The sequence below is a fragment of the Variovorax nivicola genome (genome assembly GCF_051216475.1).
In the GTDB taxonomy this organism is placed as follows: Bacteria; Pseudomonadota; Gammaproteobacteria; order Burkholderiales; family Burkholderiaceae_C; genus Variovorax.
The window spans coordinates 202231-220961 of the sequence record NZ_JBPJZK010000008.1 but is presented as its reverse complement, the minus strand read 5'-3'; the positions used below and the strand labels follow the sequence as shown (position 1 = coordinate 220961).

The window sequence follows — 18731 nt, the reverse complement described above, 5'->3', positions numbered from 1 at the left end:
TCCCTCGAAGAACAACATGTCCGCAATCAGCTGTCACAACATCATCAAGCGCTACGGCGACACGCAGGTCGTGCACCAGTTCGACCTCGACGTGTCCGACAACGAGTTCGTCGTGTTCCTCGGCCCCTCGGGTTGCGGCAAGTCGACCATCCTGCGCATGCTCGCAGGCTTGGAAGATATTTCCGACGGCGACCTGCTGATCGGCGGCCAGCGCGTGAACGACCTGCCGCCGCAGGAGCGCGGCATTGCCATGGTGTTCCAGAACTACGCGCTCTATCCGCACATGAGCGTGCGCGACAACATCGCGTTCGGCCTCAAGCGCCTGAAGGTGCCCAAGGCCGAGATCGATGCGCGCATCAAGGAGGTGTCGGACACGCTGGGGCTGGAGCGCTACCTGCAGCGCAGGCCCACCGAGCTGTCGGGCGGCCAGCAGCAGCGCGTGGCTATTGCGCGCGCCATGATCAAGACGCCCAAGGTGTTCCTGTTCGACGAGCCGTTGTCGAACCTTGACGCCAAGCTGCGCAACCACATGCGCATCGAGATCGCCCGGCTGCACCAGGCGCTGAAGACCACCACCGTGTACGTCACGCACGACCAGCACGAGGCCATGACGCTGGCCGACCGCATCGTGCTGCTGCGCGACGGGCGCATCGAGCAGGTCGGTTCGCCGCGCGAGATCTTCGAGCGGCCGCGCTCGGCCTTCGTGGCCGGCTTCATCGGCACGCCGCCGATGAACCTGGTCGAGATGATGGTGCGAGATGCCGGCGGCTGCTTCGAGCTGGCGGGCCGCGAGGGCACGGTGCGCGTGGACGCGCGCCGCTTCGCGCTCGAAGGCCGCGAGCGCGTGACGCTGGGCGTGCGCCCCGCGCACCTGCAAGCCGACACGCAAGGCGGCCGCGACGGTGGCTTTGCCGGTGAGGTGCAGCTCATCGAGTACCTCGGCAACGAGGTGCTGGTGAGCTTCGGCCAGGGCGAGAGTGAAATCGCCGCGCTGATGCCCTCGGCCCAGTGTCCGCGGCTACGCGACGCGGTGCGCTTCGTGGCCGACCCGTTGCAGGTGCACCTGTTCGACATCGACACGGGCGCCTCGCTGCTGCGCGCCGACACCTCTTTGCATTGACGCACAGCCCCCCAACACCCTTCAAGGACGAAAAGAAATGAAAGCACTGGTTCTGGAAAAAGCGCACGAGCTCAGGCTGCGCGACGTCGACCTTCCCCTGGACATGGGACCGCGCGACGTGAAGATCCGCATGCACACCGTGGGCGTGTGCGGCAGTGACGTCCACTACTACCAGCACGGCGGCATCGGCCCCTACGTGGTGGACCAGCCGATGATCCTGGGCCACGAGGCCTCGGGCGTGGTGGTCGAGGTAGGGGCGGAAGTCACGCACCTGAAGCCCGGCGACCGCGTGTGCATGGAGCCCGGCATCCCGCAGATGGATTCGCGCGCCACGCTCGAAGGCATCTACAACCTCGACCCGGCCGTGCGCTTCTGGGCCACGCCGCCGATCCACGGTTGCCTCACGCCGTTCGTGGTGCATCCGGCGGCCTTTACCTTCCGCCTGCCCGACAACGTGAGCTTTGGCGAAGGCGCCATCGTCGAGCCGCTGGCCATCGGTCTGCAGGCCGCGAAGAAGGCAGCGCTGAAGCCGGGCGACGTGGCGGTGGTCATCGGTGCGGGCACCATCGGCGCGATGACGGCGCTGGCCGCGCTCGCGGGTGGCGCGGCGCGCGTGATTCTTGCGGACCTCGTGCCGGAAAAGCTAGCGCTGTTCGCAAGCAACCCGGCCGTCACCACTGTCAATGTGCGCGAGGCAAAACTCGCGGACACCGTGAAGGCGCTGACCGACGGCTGGGGCGCCAACGTGGTGTTCGAGGCCAGCGGCAGCGCGCGCGCCTTCGACGACATCTTCGAGCTGCTGTGCCCCGGCGGCTGCCTCGTGATGGTGGGCATACCCGCTGGCAAGGTGGCTTTCGACATCGTCGCGATCCAGGCGAAGGAGGCGCGCATCGAGTCGGTGTTCCGCTACGCCAACATCTTCCCGCGCGCGCTGGCGCTGATCGCATCGGGGCAGGTCGACGTGAAGCCCTTCATCTCGCGCACCTTCGCGTTCGAGGACGGCGTCGAGGCCTTCGAAGAAGCAGCCGCGGGGCGTGCGACCGACGTGAAGATCCAGATCGAGTTTGCGGAGCCCGTCACTTCTTCGTAGCTTCTTCCGGAGGCGCGATCAGGTGCTCGAGCATGCGCCGGGCATTGAGCGGCAGGTCTTCCGACGAGCGCACGCAGGCCATCAGCGTGCGCTCGGCCCATTTGTCGGCGAGCGAGGCGCGCGCGATCTTCATCGAACGGGCGCAACGTTCGGCCGCGGTCTGCGGCACGATGCCGACGCCGATGCCGTACTCCACCATGCGGCACACGGCCTCGAAGTTGCGCACGCGCACCCGGTAGGCCAAGTGCTTGCCGAGCGCACGCACATGCTGGGTGATCAGCAACTGCAGCGCGCTGTCCGCGGGCAGGCCGACGAATTCGCTGTCGACTACGTCGGCCAGCCGTAGGCGCCGACGCCCGGCCAGGGCGTGGCCGCGCGGCATCACGAGCACGAGGTCGTCGCGGCGGAAGGGGTGGCATTCGAGGCCTTCGCTGTCGATGGCATCCGAGACGATGCCGATGTCGCACAGGCCGGCGCGCAGCGCGTCCACCGTGTCGGGGCTGGGGCGTTCCTCCAGGTCGACCGATATGCGCGGATGTTCGGCGAGAAAGCGGCTCAGCACCTCGGGCAGGTGCTCGGTCAGCGCCGAGGTGCCGCACATGAAGCGCACATGGCCCTTGAGGCCCTGGCCGTACTCGCCGAGCTCGCCGCGCAGCCGCTCCATCTGCTGCAGCACGACGCGCGCATGGTGCAGCAGCGTGCGGCCGGCCTCGGTGGGGCGCACCCCCTGCGCATGGCGGGTGAGCAGCGGGGTGCCGAGGGCGTCTTCCATGCCGCGCACGCGCTGGCTGGCGGAGGCCAGCGTCATGTGCGAGCGCCCGGCGCCGCCGGTGAGGCTGCCGGCTTCGACGACATTGATGAAGAGCCGCAGGTCGGTGAGATCGAATCGCATGGTTCGGCGGAGTGTGCACCAGGAGCCTCAGCCACAGCCTGAGGCTACCTCTGCAAATGCCCGATTTCCAGAGGCCGGCTTCGTCGGCAGAGTCGTGTCCCGATGACGCATTCGATCGACACAACGAGTTTCTGGGCCGCTGCTGCGGCGGTGTACCTGCTGGCCGGGGTGATCAAGGGCGTGGTCGGCCTCGGGCTGCCGACGGTGTCGATGGCGCTGCTCGCGCTGTGGATGTCGCCGGTGCAGGCGGCCGCGCTGCTTATCGTGCCGTCGCTCGTCACCAACATCTGGCAGACCGGACCGCGCGCGACCTTCATGCCGGTGCTGCGGCGCATCGGCAGCATGCAGGTGGGCGTCGTGATCGGCACGCTGGGCGGGGCGCTATGGCTGGGCGTGCCGGCGGGGGCCTGGGCTTCGTTCGCGCTCGGGGTGGCGCTGGTTGTCTACGCGGTCTGGGGGCTGACCGGGCGGCAGCTTCACGTGAGCGATGCGCAGGCGCGCTGGGTGGGGCCGCTGGTGGGCATCGTCACGGGGCTTGTGACGGCTGTGACCGGGGTGTTCGCGGTGCCGGCGGTGCCGTACCTGCAGGCGCTGGGGTTCCAGCGCGATTCGCTGATCCAGGCGATGGGAATCTCGTTCACCACCTCGACCGTGGTGCTGGCCATCGGGCTGGCCGGGAACGGGGGTTATCCGATGTCGGCGATGGGTGGATCCGTCGCGATGCTGGTGCCGGCCATCGGCGGCATGGTGCTCGGGACCTGGCTGCGGCGGCGGCTGTCGGTGGCGGTGTTCAAGCGCTGCTTCCTGATCGGGCTGGCGCTGCTGGGCCTGTACATGGCCGCGCGCGCCGGGCTGTGAGCCGAAGTCAGGCTGCCAGCAGCAGGGCAGCGCGCACGCGTTCGATGGTCTGGCGGTAGGGCAGGGCGAAGTCGTCGAGTGCGTCGCCGGCTTCGAGCCAGCGGAACGCGAACACAAGGCCTTCTTCTTCAGGACTGCCCGTGGCCATGTGCGTGAAGGTTTCGGGCAGGGCACCCTCGGCACGCATCAGGAACAGATGCCACAGCTGCGGGTGGCGGTGCGTGTTGCCTTCGACGCCGGCTTCGCATTCGCGGTGCAGCGTCCCCAGCGATTGCAGCGGGCCGGTGTAGTCGAGGCCCGATTCTTCGAGCAGTTCGCGGCGCACCGCCACTTCAGGCGATTCGCCGGGCTCGATGGTGCCCTTGGGCAGCTGCATGTTGCCATCCTCGGGATGGCGGAACACCAGCAGCCGGCCCCGCGCGTCAACCATGCAGGCGCAGGCCTTGGGGATCGTGGCGGAGGGGCTGCCGGTGTTGTTCATCATCAGGCGCCCGTCAGAGCGGCCTTGACCGCTGCACTGACCTGGCCCATGTCGGCCTTGCCGGCAAGGCGGGTCTTGACCACGCCCATCACCTTGCCCATGTCGCCGGGGCCGCTGGCGCCCAGTTCGGCCACGATGGCCTTCACCGCGGCCACCGTTTCATCGGCGCTCATGCGCTGGGGCAGGTAGGCCTCCAGCACCTTGATCTCGGCAGCTTCCTTGTCGGCCAGATCGGGGCGGCCACCGGTGGTGAAGGCGGCGATCGAGTCCTTGCGCTGCTTGACCATCTTGTCGACGATGGCGACGACCATGGCGTCGTCGAGCTCCACGCGCTCGTCGACTTCCTTCTGTTTCAGGGCCGCGAGCAGCAGGCGGATGGTGGCCAGGCGCTCGGAGTCCTTGGCGCGCATCGCCGTCTTCATGTCTTCGGTGATTTGTTCTTTGAGAGTCATTCGGCAACCTTTCGGAAAAAACAAAAGCCGCGGCAGGTTTCCCTGGCGCGGCTGAGGCAACTGGGCGGCGGTGCTGACTTTCGTCTGGAGCCGGCCGCCCTGGGTGTTGCTTAGTACAGCTTCTTGGGCAGCTGCATGCTGCGCACGCGCTTGTAGTGGCGCTTAACCGCGGCGGCCTTCTTGCGCTTGCGCTCGGCGGTCGGCTTTTCGTAGAACTCGCGGGCGCGCAGGTCGGTCAGTAGGCCGAGCTTTTCGATGGTGCGCTTGAAACGGCGCAGTGCGACGTCGAAGGGCTCGTTTTCTTTAACGCGGATGGTGGTCATTGATGAATCGTTGAAATGAATTTGGCTTGGAGAGATCGAGGCCCCAAGCCGGGGTTCCTCAACTGAAAACTTTTTGCGGCCGTTGAGGGGAGGCCAAGAGTTAGCCCGCGATTATAGCGCGGTTGCGCACGCATGGGCGCTCGCCCAGGCCCATTGGAAGTTGTATCCGCCCAACCAGCCGGTCACATCGACCACTTCGCCGATGAAATACAGGCCCGGTTGCTTCGATTCCATGGTCTGGGACGACAGGTCGCGGGTGTCGACGCCGCCGGCCGTCACCTCGGCTTTTTTGTAACCTTCGGTTCCGCTGGGGGTGATCTGCCAGCGGGCGATGCGCTCCGACAGGGCCGCCAGCGCCTTGTCGGCGGCTTCGTTGACCGGCCGTTGCAGCGCCGGATCCTGTCCGACCCAGGCGTCTGCCAGCCGGGAGGGCACCAGAGCAGCCAGTTCGTTGGCGATGCGCTTTTTCGAGCGAAGCTTGGCTTCGCCCAGCGCCTCCGCCACATTCACGCCGGGCGCGAAATCCAGCGTGAGCGGGGTGCCGGGTTTCCAGTAGCTCGAAATCTGCAGCACCGCCGGCCCCGACAGGCCCCGGTGGGTGAAGAGCAGGTCTTCGAGGAAAGCCATCTTTTCCTTCTTCGCCCCGGTCTCGATGCGCACCGGCAGCGCCAGGCCGGCCAGCTCGGCATACGGCGCCCAGCCTTCGCCGCCGAAGGTCAGCGGCACCAGCGCCGGACGGGGCGTGACCAGGCGCAGACCGAATTGCTCGGCAAGGCGGTAGCCGAAGTCGCTGGCGCCTATCTGCGGGATCGACAGGCCACCGGTGGCGACCACGATCTTCGGTGTCTCGATAAGGCCGCGATCGCTCTCGATTTGATAGCTGCCATCGCCCGATCCATCGGCATCAGCGTCAGAAAATGCAATCTTCCCGACCTTGCACGGCTGCCAGCGCTCGACCCCGCCGGCCGCGCATTCCGCCAGCAGCATGTCGACGATCTGCTGCGACGAGCCATCGCAGAACAGCTGCCCCTTGTGCTTCTCGTGGAAGGCAATGCCGTGCTTCTGCACCAGCTCGATGAACTGCTGCGGCGCATAGCGCGACAGCGCCGAGCGGCAGAAATTAGGGTTGTCGCCGATGAAGTGGCGCTGCGGCGCGCGCACGTCGAGGTCGCGATTCGTGAAATTGGCGCGCCCGCCGCCCGAGATACGAATCTTCTCGCCCACCTTTTCGCTGTGATCCACCACCAGTACCTTGAGCCCGCGCTGGCCCGCCAAGCCGGCGCAGAACAGCCCGGCGGCCCCGGCGCCGATCACGACGACGTCGAAGCGCGATGAAGCGGCCGCGCTCAAGGGCCATCTGCCGCGAGCAGCGGCGGCGGGTTGTATTTCAGGTGGCCCACGTAGCGCAGCGGCTGCGTGGCGGCAATGGAGGGCACATCGCCCTCGCGCATGTGCAGCAGGTCGGACGGGCTCACCCAGCGCGGGTCGGCGCTGGTGATCGGCAGGCCAGCCCGTTTGTAGGCCTCGAGCACGAACTGCGAGCAGAAGAACTGGTCGTCGCGGCTTGCGCCCAGCTGCACTATCGCCATGCCGCTCACGCAGTAGTTGCTGACTGCGCCCGGCACCAGCGGCAGTTCGCACAGGCGCCGGTTGAGCACGAAAGGCGCGTTCAGCAGCACGCCCACGGTGTTGTAGCGCGCGCCAACCTGCGACAGCGCCCATTCGCGCATGCGCCCGGCACCGGCTTCGTCGACGCCCGGCACGCGAAAGGCCACCACCATCTGCTCTTCATCGACCAGTTCGGCCAGCGGCCGCGCGCGCACGCCGGTGCCCACGGCTTCGGCGATCTGGCCGTCGCCGAGGTACAGCACCGCATGGCTCACCGGCGAGAAAGTGCCCAGCCGGATGCCGAAGGAGTTCACCGTGGCGATGGAGGTCAGCAGGATGTCGCCCGGCTCCAGCGCGTCGGCCGCGATGAGCTCGCCGCCATTGCCAGGCGCGATGACCGAGCTCTGCACCCGCAGGCGCAGCCCGGCCTCTTTGGTCGGCAGGTCGATGCGGGTGGCGCAGGCCGTGAGCAGCAGGGCAGTGCCCGCGGCAACGACGACCGCGGCGGTCTTGAACGCGGCCCGCATCAGCCCTTCCAGACGAACGGAAACTTCAGCTGCTTGAAAAAGCCGTTGGGCACGTAGTCGCCCAGCACACCGTATTTTTCGGGCCAGAGCTTGGTGCTCTTCACCGCGGTGCCGAAGATGTAGTCGAGAAAGGCGTAGTGCGCCGCGTAGTTCTTGTCGAGTGCTTCCTGGTCCTGGCTGTGGTGCCAGTGGTGGAAGTTGGGCGTCACGATCAGGTAGCGCAGCGGACCGAGCCGCACGCTCACGTTGCAGTGGTTGAACACCGCCTGGAAGCCGACCACCACGATGTAGGCGTCGATCACGTCCTTGCTGAAGCCCAGCACATAGATGGGGGCGAGCACCAGCGTGCGCGTGATCAGCAGCTCCAGGATGTGCTGGCGCGAGCCGGCCATCCAGTCCATGCTCTTCACGCTGTGATGCACCGCGTGCAGGCGCCACAGCACCGGCACCTCGTGGTAGGCGCGATGCGTCCAGTACTGCACGAGGTCAGCCACCAGAACGATCAGCAGCAGCCCGGCCCAGAACGGCAGGTTGCCCACCCAGCCGCGAATGCCGTCGTTGGCGGCCCAGCCGAAGAGCTTGTGCACCATCAGGTTGGTGGCCAGCAGCACGAAGCCCACGATCATGTGGTTGACCACGAAGTGGTGGAAGTCGGTCTGCCACTCTTCGCGGAACACGGGCTGGTCTTTGCGCAGCGCGAAGAGCTTCTCGATGAAGATGAAGATCAGCGACGAGCCCAGCAGGTCGAGGATGAACCAGTCAAGCCCGATGTACGGCGTGTTGTCCGCGAAGTCGTGCACCGGCACCTTGTGCCCGCCCAGCAGCGCCGACGCCACCACCAGCAGGAACGCGGCGGAGGAGAGCCAACGCGAGCGGTTGAAGATGATGTTGACCAGCGACAGCCCACCCGCGATGACCAGCGCCGCCAGCAGGATGAACCTCATCACGTCGACGTTGTAGCTCTTGCGCAGCTCGGGCGTGGTGAGGTACTGCGGGAAGTGAAAGGCCAGCACACCCAGGAAGCACAGGATGGCCAGGCTCAGCGCGATGGTGCCTGTGACCAGTCCTTGGCCTCGGCGCAGTTCGCCGTGGTTATGAGTGAATTCGTTGAGTTTGTCGATGTCCAGCATGTGCCCACCTCTCTCGCTTGTACTTTGTGTTGGAGCGCGATTTTAGAGGTGGCTGTAGGAAAAAGCTCACCTGGGCCGCACCGCCCTGCGGCGCAGCAGCGCGGCCGAGCCCAGCGCCGCTGCCATCACGAGCAGCGACACGACGGTGGTCACCGTACCCAGCGCATAAATCGACGGCGTGGTCACGGTCGACGTCAGCCCTTGCAGTTCGAGCGGCAGCGTGTTGACGTCGCCAATGGCCTGCGAGGTGCGGGCGATCTCGTCCCACGACAGCGTGAAGCCGAACATGCCGATGCCCACGATCGAAGGGCCGATCAGTGGCAGCACCACGAAGCGGAAGGTCTGCCACGGCGTGGCGCCGAGGTCGCGAGCGGCTTCCTCGTAGGCGGGGTTGAAGCGGTTGAACACCGCGAACATGATGAGCAGGCCGAAGGGCAGCGTCCAGGTCAGGTGCGCGCCAAGGGCGGAGCTGAACAGGCCGAGCGCGGTGCCATAGCCTTCGAGCAGCGTGGTCGCGTCCATTGCCGTCAGCATGCTCTTGATGCCGGTATCGATCAGCCGGAACTGCAGGCCGATGCCCAGCGAAATGATGATCGACGGCATGATGAGGCTGGCCACCGTGACGAAGAACAGGGCGTTGCTGCCGGCGAGCTTCTTGCGGAATGCCAGGCCTGCCAGCACCGACAGCACGACGGTGAAGGCCATCACCACCGCGCCCAGCGCGAGCGAACGTCTGAAGGCTGCGCCGATGTCGACGGTGCCCAACCCCTCGGCCAGCTTGTAGAACCAGTGCAGCGAAACGCCGCGCAGGGGGAAGGTGAGGCCGCCCTCGGGGCCCTGGAAGCTCAGCACGAAGATCGTGATCATCGGGCCGTAGAGGAACAGCACGAACAGGGCGAATACCGTGGCGAGAGGCCAGAAACCAGGGCTGCGTTGTTCGCCGATGCGTTGGCTCATTTGTGTTGCTCCAAGTTCACCCTAGAGCTCCTTGCGAATGTCGACCAGCCGGGTCAGCCCCCAGATGATCATCAGTACCACCGCCAACAAGATCATCGCGTTGGCAGCAGCCAGCGGAAACTGCAGGTACGAGGTCTGCACCTGGATGATCTTGCCGATCGAGGCGATCTGCTGGCCGCCCATCACGCCGATGGTGACGAAGTCGCCCATGACGATGGTGATGACGAAGATCGAACCGATCAGGATGCCCGTCCGCGACAGCGGCACCACCACGTTCCAGAGCGTCTGCCAGCCCGAGGCGCCGGCGTCGCTGGCTGCTTCGAGCAGCGAGCGGTCGATGCGCATCATGCTGTTGAAGATCGGCACGATCATGAACATCGTGTAGAGGTGCACGAAGGCCAGCACCACCGAAAAGTCGGAGAACAGCAGCCACTCCACAGGCTGGTTCACGAGGCCCATGCCCATGAGCGCCTGGTTGACCAGCCCGTTGCGTCCCAGCAGCGGCACCCACGAGATCATGCGGATCACGTTCGAGGTCCAGAAGGGCACGGTGCACAGCACGAACAGCACCGTCTGCATGGTCGAGGAGCGCACGTGGAACGCCAGGAAGTACGCAACCGAAAAGCCGATCAACAGCGTGATGCCCCACACCAGCACGCAGAACTTGAACGTGCTCAGGTAGGTGTTGAGCGTGACGCACAGGTCACCGTTGTCGGTGAGGCGCGAGCAGCCCTCGAACAGGCTCAGGTAGTTGCGCAGCGTGACCGCAGGGATCAGCTCGTATTCGTTGAAGTTCCACAGGCTGACCATCGCGACCAGCGCCAGCGGAATCAAAAAGAACAGCAGAAACACCAGCGCGAATGGCGCCGCCTGCCACCACGCCTTGACGGCGTGGATGGGCGTGGTGGCGACGGACGCGCTGGTCGAGGGAGCGCTCACAGGCTCAGGTCGAAGGTCAGGCCGCGACGAACTCGTTCCACTTGCGCACCATGTACTCGTTCTCGTCCATCACCGCGTTCCAGCAGGCGATGCCGCCCATGCGCTGTTCGTAGCTGCCGCCGTCGCGCACCGAGCCGGCCTTGGCGATCACATCGCCCTGCGGGCTCTTGATGTCCTGCGCGGCGGGCTTGCCTTCCATCCAGTAGGCCCACTCGTAGGCTTCCATCTTGGTCTTGGCGGTGTCGAGCACGGCGCTGTAGTAGCCCTGGCGGTTGAGGTACGCGCCGGCCCAGCCGTCGAGGAACCAGTTGATGAACTCATAAGCACCGTCGAGCTTCTTGCCCGAGAGCGTGGCCGGCAGGCCGAAGCCCGAGGCCCAGGCGCGATAGCCTTCCTTGAGCGGCTGGAAGGTGCAGTCGATGCCCTTGCTGCGTACGGCCGTGACCGCGGGCGACCACATCGACTGGATCACGACCTCGCCAGAGGCCATGAGGTTCACCGACTCGTTGAAGTCTTTCCACAGCGCGCGGAACTGGCCGGCCTTCTTGGCCTCGATCAGGGTCTTGATCGTCAGGTCGATCTCGGCCTTGGTCATGTTGCCCTTGTCGGCGTACTTGTGGATGCCCTTGGCTTCCACCACCATCGCAGCGTCCATGATGCCGATCGACGGAATGTTCAGGATCGCGGTCTTGCCCTTGAACTCGGGGTTCAGCAACTCGGCCCACGAAGAGATCGGGCGCTTGATCAAGTCGGGGCGGATGCCCAGCGTGTCGGCGTTGTAGGTGGTCGGAATGAGCGACATGAACTGCGTGGCCGACTTCGCGAAGACTTTGCTCTTCTCGCCTTCGAGGTAGATCACCTTGACCGGCGCCGTGCCCTGGTTGCCGACCTTCTTGCCGGCCACTTCGCCCTTGGTGAAGAGCGAGGTGATCTTGTCGGCGTTCTTCACGCGCTTGGTGTCGATGCCCTTCAGGTTGCCGGTCGGCACGATCTTCTTGAGCGAGAAGAACTCGGTGTCGATCAGGTCGAAGCTGTTGGGGGCGGTCACGGCGCGCTTGGTCACGTCGTCGGTGGTCACGGCCACGTACTGAATCTCGATACCGGTGTCGGCCTTGAACTTCTCGGCAATCGCCTTGTCCTGGTTCACCGCGGTGCCGAGGTAGCGCAGCACGATCTTTTCCTGCGCATGCACGAAGGGCGCGATGCCCGTGGCCAGGATGCCGGCCGTGCCTTGCAGGAGGGTGCGGCGCTTGACGCCGTTGGACGAGTCGATGGGATCGGTCATGGCTGAGTCTCCAGAGAAAAAAGTGGAAAGAAACGAACGCGAGAAAAAGAGAGGCGGGTTGCGGATGCGCTCACAGGGTCATGGCGAGCGCGGCTGTGTCGTCGCGCTGGTGAGCCCCGGCACTGGTGGGCGCCGAAGTCCGCTCGCCCGGCGGCTTGACGCCGGGGCCGAGTACGCGTGCGTCGGCCTCGGCCCACGAGAGGCGCACCGCCTCGCCGTGCGCATAGGGGCGCGCGAGGAAAGCGGCTTCACCGAGCAGCACGGAGACGTTCTGGCGCCCGGCGGCGGCGCCGTCGAGCGCCAGGCCGAGCAGCACGTAGGTGCCCTGGTATTCGACGTCGGTGACGGTCGCGGCGAGGGCAGTGCCGTCCGAACCAGCCTCCGAAGCCGCGGCAATCCGCATGCGATCGTTGCGCACCGCAATCGGGCCGGCCGGCGTGTCGAACACGTTGTGGCCGCCCATGAAGCGCGCCACGAACTCGCTCGCCGGGTGGTTGTAGACCGCGTGCGGCGAGCCGACCTGCTCGATCACCCCGTGGTTCATGACGACCATGGTGTCGGCCAGCGCCATCGCCTCCTCCTGCGAGTGCGTGACGTGCACGAAGGTCAGGCCCAGTTCCTTCTGCCAGCGCCGCAGTTCGGCGCGCATCTGGATGCGCAGGAAAGGGTCGAGCGCCGACAGCGGCTCGTCGAGCAGCAGCACGCGCGGCTCGGTGATGAGTGCGCGCGCCAGCGCCACGCGCTGCTGCTGGCCTCCGGAAAGCTCACCCGGCTTGCGGTTGGCCAGGTGACCCATCGCGACGCGTTCGAGCAGGTCGTTGGCACGCTTGTGGCGCTCGGCTTTGCCGACGCCTTTCATCTTGAGGCTGAAGGCCACGTTGTCGGTGGCCGAGAGGTGCGGAAACAGGGCGAAGCTCTGGAACATCATCGCCGTGCCGCGCGCGGCCGCGGGCAGGTCGGTGATGTTGCGGTTGTCCAGCAGGATGTCGCCGCTGGTGACCGATTCGTGGCCCGCGATCATGCGCAGCGTGGTGCTCTTGCCGCAGCCCGACGGACCGAGCAGGCAGCAGTAGCTGCCGCTGGCGATGCGCAGGTCTATCTGGTCAACGGCGGCCGGTGTGCCGGGGGCATAGCGCTTGGTGAGCGCGACGATCTCGACGGCGGCGGGTTCGGGCGTGGCGACGGCATTCATTGCCTGTGGCTCAGCACGATCCATGCCACGTTGTGGTGCGCGGCGCCCGCGCCGCTCGTGCCGTCCTCGCCCTGGTCAGGTGCCGATCAGGTACCGAATTTATCCGCGTCCACCGGTACCTCGGCGGCCGCCAGTCCGCGCAGCACGTCGCCCACCACGATCACCGCCGGGCTGGCCAGGCCGGCCTCGGCGATGCCGTTCTGCAGGTTGCCCAGCGTGGTCGCGATGTGCCGCTGGTGCGGCAGGCTCGCATGCTGGATGACGGCCACCGGCGTGTCGCCCGGCAGGCCTTGCAGTAGTTCGCGTTCGATGTGCCCGGCGCCCGATACGCCCATGTAGATAACGAGCGTGAGCCGCGCGTTGTACGCCGTCGCGGCCAGCGCGCGCCAGTCGGTCGGGTCTTCGGCTGCGCCGGCGCCGGTCTTGGCATGGCCGGTGACGAACACCACGCCCTGTGCATGGTCGCGGTGCGTGAGCGGCACGCCGAGCGCGGTCACGGCCGCGAGGCCGGCGGTGATGCCGTTGACCACGGTGCATTCGATGCCGGCTTCGCGCAGGTGCTCCACCTCTTCGCCGCCGCGGCCGAAGATGAACGGGTCACCACCCTTGAGGCGGACCACGGTCTCGCCTTCGCGTACCGCGGTGATCATCAGCCGCTCGATGAAGGCCTGCGGCGTGCTCTTGCAGCCGCCGCGCTTGCCCACGTGCACGATGCGTGCGCCGGGGCGGGCGTAGGCCAGGATCTCGTCGTTCACGAGGTCGTCGACCAGCAGCACCGTCGCGGCCTGGATCGCCTTCACGGCCTTGATGGTCAGCAGCTCCGGGTCGCCCGGGCCGGCGCCCACCAGCGTGCAGTGGCCGGTGATGAGGGGAGTGGGGTGGGCTGTGGTTTTCATGCGTGGGATGCCAGTTGCGTGATGTGCCTGACTTGCGCCGCAATGGCCTCGGGCACGGGAAGCTCGCCGGCCAGCACGCGGCGCGTGTAGTCGGCGGTGGTGGCGACGTCGATTTCCTTCGGCAGGCCCGGCACCTCGGCGGTGGTGCCGGCCTGCTGCGCCTGCAGTTCGGTGCGCACGCCGCGCACGAAGCCGTCGATCTGCGCGGTGCGGCGCGGGTCGGACACCACTTCGCCTTCGAGGCCGCGCGAGAGCAGGGCGGTCATGCTCGTGAGCTCGAAGGTCTCGCCCATGGTGCGCGCGTATTCGGGGTGCGTGTAGCTGGCCACCACTACGCAGGGGCCGGCGGTAGGCTGCATCAGCTTCACCACGCTGTGGCCTGGGTTGCGCAGGCCGACCACGCGGCGCACGTCGAGCAGGCGCTTGAGCGCGGGGTTCAGCAGCTCGGTAGGCGCAAAGGCCGCTTCGCCGTTGGCGATGGGGCGGATGGCGGTCATGGGCGGCACGTCGAGCGCCGAGAGCACGTTCGACGCCAGCACGCGCGAGGTTTCGCTCGCGCTGCCGTGCACCAGCACCGGCAGGCCTTCGCGCGCCAGCAGCAGCGCCAGCAGCGGCGTGAGCACTGGCAGCTTGCGCGCGCCGTTGTAGCTCGGCAGCACGACCAGCGCCCGGTCGCCGGCTGGAATGCGGTTGAGCCGCGCATGGGTGGCGTCGAGGAAACCGGCCATCTCTTCAGGCGTTTCGCCCTTGATGCGCATGGCCAGGCAGAAGCCGCCGATTTCGAGGTCGGTGACGGTGCCGTCCAGCACCTGGCCGAACAGGTCAGTGGCCTGTTCGCGCGTGAGCGGCTTGGCGCCTCGCGCGCCGCGGCCGATTTCCTTGATGTATTGGCTGATTCCCATGGGTGGGTGGATTGTCCTGCAACGCTTATGCCGGAATGTCATTCGGCTTATGCACAGAGCCGTCATGGGGCTTCCGCCATCGCCTCGGCCGGCGTCGCCCGCACCATGCGCTTGAGCTCCGGAATGCACGAGCCGCAGTTGGTGCCGCACTTCAGCGCACCCTGCAGCTTCGCCAGCCGCTCGTCGGGGGTGCCGGTGCAGCGGCCCAGTTCGGTCTGGATCGCCACGTCCGCCACGTTGAAGCAGGTGCAAACCGTCTTGCCGCGCGATTGCACCGCCACCGGCGCTTTCGAGCCCGGCGACAGCAGCAGGCGGCCGTAGCTCTGTGCCGGCAGTTCCTCGCGCAGCAGCGTGGAGATCCAGGTTTCGGCGCTGGTGTCGCCGCCCAGCAGGAAGGCTTCGAGGCCGGCGCTGCCGTCGGCACGGCGCACCAGCCGGGCCGTTCGGCGCTGGCCGCGGCGGCGGTCGGCGTAGCGCAGGGCGTCGGTGGTCTGCAGGCCGAGCAGGGCTTCGATCTTCTCGACCAGCGCGTCGTCGGGCGCGTCGTGCGCGGCGGCGCGAAAGAGAAGGCCGCTGCGCTCGGCGCCCAGCGTGTTGCCGGCAAACGGCACGCAGGTCGCAAAAGGAAACAGCGCCATCATCGGCTGCAGCGCGCGGTGCGCGGCCAGCGCGGCGCCGTCGGGCAGCCAGGCCATGGCCAGCAGCGACCACGGCAGCTCGGCCTTGAGGATCTTCACCGGCGTGTGCTTCAGCTCGGGCTGTTTCGAGGTCGGGCAGTAGGCAGGCGTGGTGAGCGCGTTGATGCCCGCGAGCCGCGTGCCGCTCGAAGAGCAGCCGCTCAGGTACTCCTCGCCCCAGTGCATGGCGACAAAGGCCTGGCTCAGCCCCACCTCGGCGCTGGCACGCGCGGGCAGCATGATCGAGCCGCGCTTGGAGGTCAGGTGCACCAGGTCGCCTTCGCGGATCTGGCGGCGCGCCATGTCCTGGGCGTTCATCTGCACCACCGGCTCAGACACATGGCCGAACAGCCGGCCGACGGTGCCGGTGCGGCTCATGCCGTGCCACTGGTCGCGCAGGCGGCCGGTGTTCAGCGAGAAGGGGTAGCGGGCCTCGCGGGCCTCGGCCACCGGCTTGTAGACCGTGTCGACAAAACGGGCGCGGCCATCGGGCGTGGGGAACACGCCGTCTTCGTAGAGGCGCACGCGGCCGGTGCTTTCGCCTTCCTTCAGCGGCCATTGCTGCGGGCCGGCCGTCTCCAGCATCGCGTAGCTCAGGCCGGTGATGTCGAGGTCGCGCCCGCGCGTGGATTCGCGGTGCTCGTTCCAGACCGATTCGGCCGTCTCGTACGGGAACAGCGTGAACGCGCGGCCCAGCTGCCTTTCGAGCCGATGCGCGAAGGCCACCGCAATCGACCAGTCGTTGCGCGCCTCGCCGGGCGCCGGCACGGCCGGGCGCACGCGCGAGATGCGGCGCTCGCTGTTGGTCACGGTGCCTTCCTTCTCGCCCCAGGTGGTGGCGGGCAGCAGCAGGTCGGCAAAGGCGCAGGTGGCGGTGGTTGCAAAGGCTTCCTGCACCACGACGAACTCGGCGCGTTCGAGCGCACGGCGCACCGTGGCCTGGTCGGGCATCGACTGCGCCGGGTTGGTGCAGGCGATCCACAGCGCGCGAATCTCGCCGTCGGCTGCGGCCTGGAACATTTCGACCGCCGTCTTGCCCGGCTTCTCGGGCACCGAGGGCACGCCCCACAACGCAGCCACTTCGGCGCGGTGATCGGGGTTCGCCAGGTCGCGGTGCGCGCTCAGCAGGTTGGCGAGGCCGCCGACTTCGCGCCCGCCCATTGCATTGGGCTGGCCGGTCAGCGAGAACGGGCCCGCGCCGGCGCGGCCGATCTGCGCGGTCGCCAGGTGCAGGTTGATGAGCGCAGCGTTCTTCGCCGTGCCGCTCGACGACTGGTTCAGGCCCTGGCAGTACAGGCTCAGCGTGGCGGGCGATGTGGCAAACAGCCGCGCCGCTTCGAGCAGGTCTTCCTTCGAGATGCCGCAGATTTGCGCCACCTTGTCCGGCGTGCATTCGCGTACCGTGGCCTTCAATGCGTCGAAGCCGTTGGTGTGGGCCGCGATGTACTTCGCGTCGATCCAGCCCTCCCACAGCATCAGGTGCAGCATGCCGTTGAACAGCATCACGTCGGTGCCGGGCTGGATGGGCAGGAACAGGTCGGCGATCTCGACCGTGTCGGTGCGGCGCGGGTCGGCCACGACGATCTTCAGCGCCGGGTTCGCGGCCTTCGCGTCCTCGATGCGGCGAAACAGAATGGGGTGCGCCCAAGCCGTGTTGCTGCCCACGATGAACAGGCAGCCGGCATGCTTCAGGTCGTCGTAGCAGGCGGGCGGCGCGTCGGCGCCCAGCGTCTGCTTGTAGCCGGCCACGGCGCTGCTCATACAAAGGCGCGAATTGGTGTCGACGTTGTTGGTGCCAATCAGGCCCTTGGCGAGCTTGTTGAAGACGTAGTAGTCCTCGGTGAGCAACTGGCCCGACACATAGAAGCCGACCGAGTCCGGGCCATGGTCGCGGATCACCTGCGCGAACTTGCCGGCGGCGTTGTCGAGCGCGGTGTCCCACGTCACCGCGGTGGGCGCTTCTGCGCGCACGAGGCGCTGCATGGGCTGCAGCAGCCGCGTCTGCCGCGTGACCGTGGCGCTGGCCGTGAGGTGCAGCGTCGAGCCCTTGGTGCACAAGCGCCCGAAGTTCGCCGGGTGGTCAGGGTCGCCGCGCACGCCGGTGATCTCGCTGCCCTGCGATTCGATGATGACGCCGCACCCTACGCCGCAGTAGGGGCAGGTGGAGCGGGTCTCGAGCGTCATGGGTTATTCCAGCGGAAGAACCGTCAGTACCGCGAACGGCTTCGGGCCGGCGACCGGGCGTTCCAGGTCGATGGCGTGCGTGGCCAGCTCGCCCGCGTCCAGGTGCACCACGCCGTCTTCCACCTTCACGGCGAACTTCGGCGTGCAGCCTTCGTCGGGCGACCTGGCGCAGCCGTCGTCCAGCCCGATGGCCCAGTTGTGCAGCGGGCAGGCCACGCTGGTGCCGAACACGATGCCCTGGCTCAGCGGGCCGCCCTTGTGCGGGCAGCGGTCGAGCAGCGCGAACACCTCGTTCTCGGCGTTGCGGAACACGGCAACGTCCACGCCGGCAGGCCGCGTCACGCGGCGGGCGCCGAGCACGGGGATATCGTCGATGCGGCAGATGACTTTCCAATCGCTCATGGTGGGGCTCTCTCGTCTATGTCTTGATTTCTGAATACAGGCCGGTCACGCGGTCCATGATCGCCAGCAGGTTCTCGCTGCTGATGAACACGTCGGACATCAACGCAGGCGAGGCGCCGGCGCCTTCGAGGCGCTGCAGGCCCCGGTTGAAGAAGATCCATTGCGCATCGGCCAGCACCAACTCTTGCCTGATCTGCGCGGTGGCCTCGGGCGCGCTGCGCAGCACTTCGAGCGCGGCCAGGAATTCGGCGCGCGACTTGCCGATTTCGGCCGTGCTGCCCGCCGGGTCGATCTGCATGGCCGTGGCCAGGTAGAACTTGGCCATGCGCTGCGACAGCATGCGCTGGCGGCCCGCGATGTTGACCAGCTTGCCCACCGACTTGCCCGACGCGGCCTCGTACTGCGCGGTGCCCTGGTTGGCCAGCGCGAGCACGGTGGCGTCGAGCTTCACGACCTGAGCGGCTTCTTCCTTGCTCGGCGCGGCGTCGGTGAGTTCGTTCTTGAACGCGTTCCAGGCGCCTTCGAGCGACTCGTAGGTGGCACGGATGGCCGGGCTGGGCGCAAGGGCCTTGAGCTCACTCAACTGGCGCTCGAACAGCGCGATCGACTTGTCGAGCACCTGCTGCGCATTGCGCGATTCCACCTTCTGCACCAGCGCCAGATAGGCCTTGCTCGCGCGCTGCGACAGCATGCGCAGGCGGCCCGCCTTGTTGATCGCGTCGTTGAGGTCAGCAACCTGCGCGTTGGCGCGCAGGCCGACGCCCAGGCCGGCCACTGCCGCGGAAGCGATGAAGATTCTGCGTTTCAACCCGTTTT

General features: G+C 67.1%; 19 protein-coding genes. 3 read left to right on the top strand and 16 right to left on the bottom strand.

Annotation, left to right across the window (positions count from 1 at the left end; genetic code table 11):
- Nucleotides 1-16: 16 nt before the first annotated feature.
- Nucleotides 17-1120, top strand: a complete 1104-nt coding sequence (locus ACSFBF_RS27895) for an ABC transporter ATP-binding protein (RefSeq protein ID WP_435472637.1) — start codon at nucleotides 17-19, stop codon at nucleotides 1118-1120.
- Nucleotides 1121-1157: 37 nt separating this feature from the next.
- Nucleotides 1158-2210 carry an NAD(P)-dependent alcohol dehydrogenase gene (locus ACSFBF_RS27890; RefSeq protein ID WP_435472635.1) on the top strand — a complete coding sequence of 351 codons (1053 nt, stop codon included), beginning with the start codon at nucleotides 1158-1160 and terminating at the stop codon, nucleotides 2208-2210.
- On the opposite strand, the gene ACSFBF_RS27885 is transcribed toward ACSFBF_RS27890, so the two are convergent.
- The gene (locus ACSFBF_RS27885) at nucleotides 2197-3102 is read right to left on the bottom strand and encodes a LysR family transcriptional regulator (RefSeq protein WP_435472633.1); all 906 of its coding nucleotides are present in this window, start codon (nucleotides 3100-3102) and stop codon (nucleotides 2197-2199) included. The two genes, ACSFBF_RS27890 and ACSFBF_RS27885, sit on opposite strands and share 14 nt — an antisense overlap.
- Before the next feature lie 102 nt (nucleotides 3103-3204).
- Here ACSFBF_RS27885 and ACSFBF_RS27880 point away from each other — a divergent pair, with 102 nt between their 5' ends.
- Complete coding sequence (locus ACSFBF_RS27880) at nucleotides 3205-3960, top strand: sulfite exporter TauE/SafE family protein (protein WP_435472631.1); 756 nt, start codon at nucleotides 3205-3207, stop codon at nucleotides 3958-3960.
- A 7-nt stretch (nucleotides 3961-3967) separates the two neighbouring features.
- Here the strand turns inward: ACSFBF_RS27880 and ACSFBF_RS27875 are convergent, their stop codons facing one another.
- The 15 genes from ACSFBF_RS27875 to ACSFBF_RS27805 form a co-directional block, all read right to left on the bottom strand.
- Nucleotides 3968-4444: an NUDIX domain-containing protein gene (locus ACSFBF_RS27875; RefSeq protein WP_435472629.1), complete on the bottom strand. Its 477-nt coding sequence runs from the start codon at nucleotides 4442-4444 to the stop codon at nucleotides 3968-3970.
- Entirely contained in the window at nucleotides 4444-4893 is a 450-nt protein-coding gene (locus tag ACSFBF_RS27870) for a GatB/YqeY domain-containing protein (RefSeq protein WP_435460704.1), read from the bottom strand. Before ACSFBF_RS27870 ends, ACSFBF_RS27875 begins: the two co-directional genes overlap by 1 nt.
- Nucleotides 4894-5003: 110 nt before the next feature.
- A complete protein-coding gene (rpsU, locus tag ACSFBF_RS27865) occupies nucleotides 5004-5216 on the bottom strand; it encodes a 30S ribosomal protein S21 (RefSeq protein WP_007833691.1) in 213 nt (70 codons plus the stop codon).
- A gap of 111 nt (nucleotides 5217-5327) precedes the next feature.
- Nucleotides 5328-6566 (bottom strand): BaiN/RdsA family NAD(P)/FAD-dependent oxidoreductase, encoded by a 1239-nt coding sequence (locus ACSFBF_RS27860; RefSeq protein ID WP_435472626.1) that lies wholly within the window; start codon nucleotides 6564-6566, stop codon nucleotides 5328-5330.
- Nucleotides 6563-7351 carry a YaeF family permuted papain-like enzyme gene (locus ACSFBF_RS27855; RefSeq protein ID WP_435472624.1) on the bottom strand — a complete coding sequence of 263 codons (789 nt, stop codon included), beginning with the start codon at nucleotides 7349-7351 and terminating at the stop codon, nucleotides 6563-6565. The genes ACSFBF_RS27860 and ACSFBF_RS27855 overlap by 4 nt, the downstream gene beginning before the upstream one ends.
- Nucleotides 7351-8481: a sterol desaturase family protein gene (locus tag ACSFBF_RS27850; protein WP_435472622.1), complete on the bottom strand. Its 1131-nt coding sequence runs from the start codon at nucleotides 8479-8481 to the stop codon at nucleotides 7351-7353. Before ACSFBF_RS27850 ends, ACSFBF_RS27855 begins: the two co-directional genes overlap by 1 nt.
- A gap of 66 nt (nucleotides 8482-8547) precedes the next feature.
- Complete coding sequence (locus ACSFBF_RS27845; RefSeq protein ID WP_435472620.1) at nucleotides 8548-9438, bottom strand: ABC transporter permease; 891 nt, start codon at nucleotides 9436-9438, stop codon at nucleotides 8548-8550.
- A 21-nt stretch (nucleotides 9439-9459) separates the two neighbouring features.
- A complete protein-coding gene (locus ACSFBF_RS27840) occupies nucleotides 9460-10377 on the bottom strand; it encodes an ABC transporter permease (RefSeq protein ID WP_435472618.1) in 918 nt (305 codons plus the stop codon).
- A gap of 16 nt (nucleotides 10378-10393) precedes the next feature.
- Entirely contained in the window at nucleotides 10394-11662 is a 1269-nt protein-coding gene (locus ACSFBF_RS27835) for an ABC transporter substrate-binding protein (protein WP_435472616.1), read from the bottom strand.
- Between the two features lie 70 nt (nucleotides 11663-11732).
- A complete protein-coding gene (locus tag ACSFBF_RS27830) occupies nucleotides 11733-12854 on the bottom strand; it encodes an ABC transporter ATP-binding protein (protein ID WP_435472614.1) in 1122 nt (373 codons plus the stop codon).
- An 86-nt stretch (nucleotides 12855-12940) separates the two neighbouring features.
- Nucleotides 12941-13750 (bottom strand): uroporphyrinogen-III C-methyltransferase, encoded by an 810-nt coding sequence (gene cobA / locus ACSFBF_RS27825; protein ID WP_435472612.1) that lies wholly within the window; start codon nucleotides 13748-13750, stop codon nucleotides 12941-12943.
- Entirely contained in the window at nucleotides 13747-14652 is a 906-nt protein-coding gene (gene ybiB / locus ACSFBF_RS27820) for a DNA-binding protein YbiB (RefSeq protein ID WP_435472610.1), read from the bottom strand. The genes cobA and ybiB overlap by 4 nt, the downstream gene beginning before the upstream one ends.
- 62 nt (nucleotides 14653-14714) lie before the next feature.
- Nucleotides 14715-17513: a nitrate reductase gene (locus tag ACSFBF_RS27815; RefSeq protein WP_435472608.1), complete on the bottom strand. Its 2799-nt coding sequence runs from the start codon at nucleotides 17511-17513 to the stop codon at nucleotides 14715-14717.
- Nucleotides 17514-17516: 3 nt separating this feature from the next.
- Nucleotides 17517-17915, bottom strand: a complete 399-nt coding sequence (gene nirD, locus ACSFBF_RS27810; RefSeq protein WP_258350190.1) for a nitrite reductase small subunit NirD — start codon at nucleotides 17913-17915, stop codon at nucleotides 17517-17519.
- Nucleotides 17916-17931: 16 nt separating this feature from the next.
- Nucleotides 17932-18723: a type IV pili methyl-accepting chemotaxis transducer N-terminal domain-containing protein gene (locus ACSFBF_RS27805; RefSeq protein ID WP_435472606.1), complete on the bottom strand. Its 792-nt coding sequence runs from the start codon at nucleotides 18721-18723 to the stop codon at nucleotides 17932-17934.
- Between the last annotated feature and the right edge of the window lie 8 nt (nucleotides 18724-18731).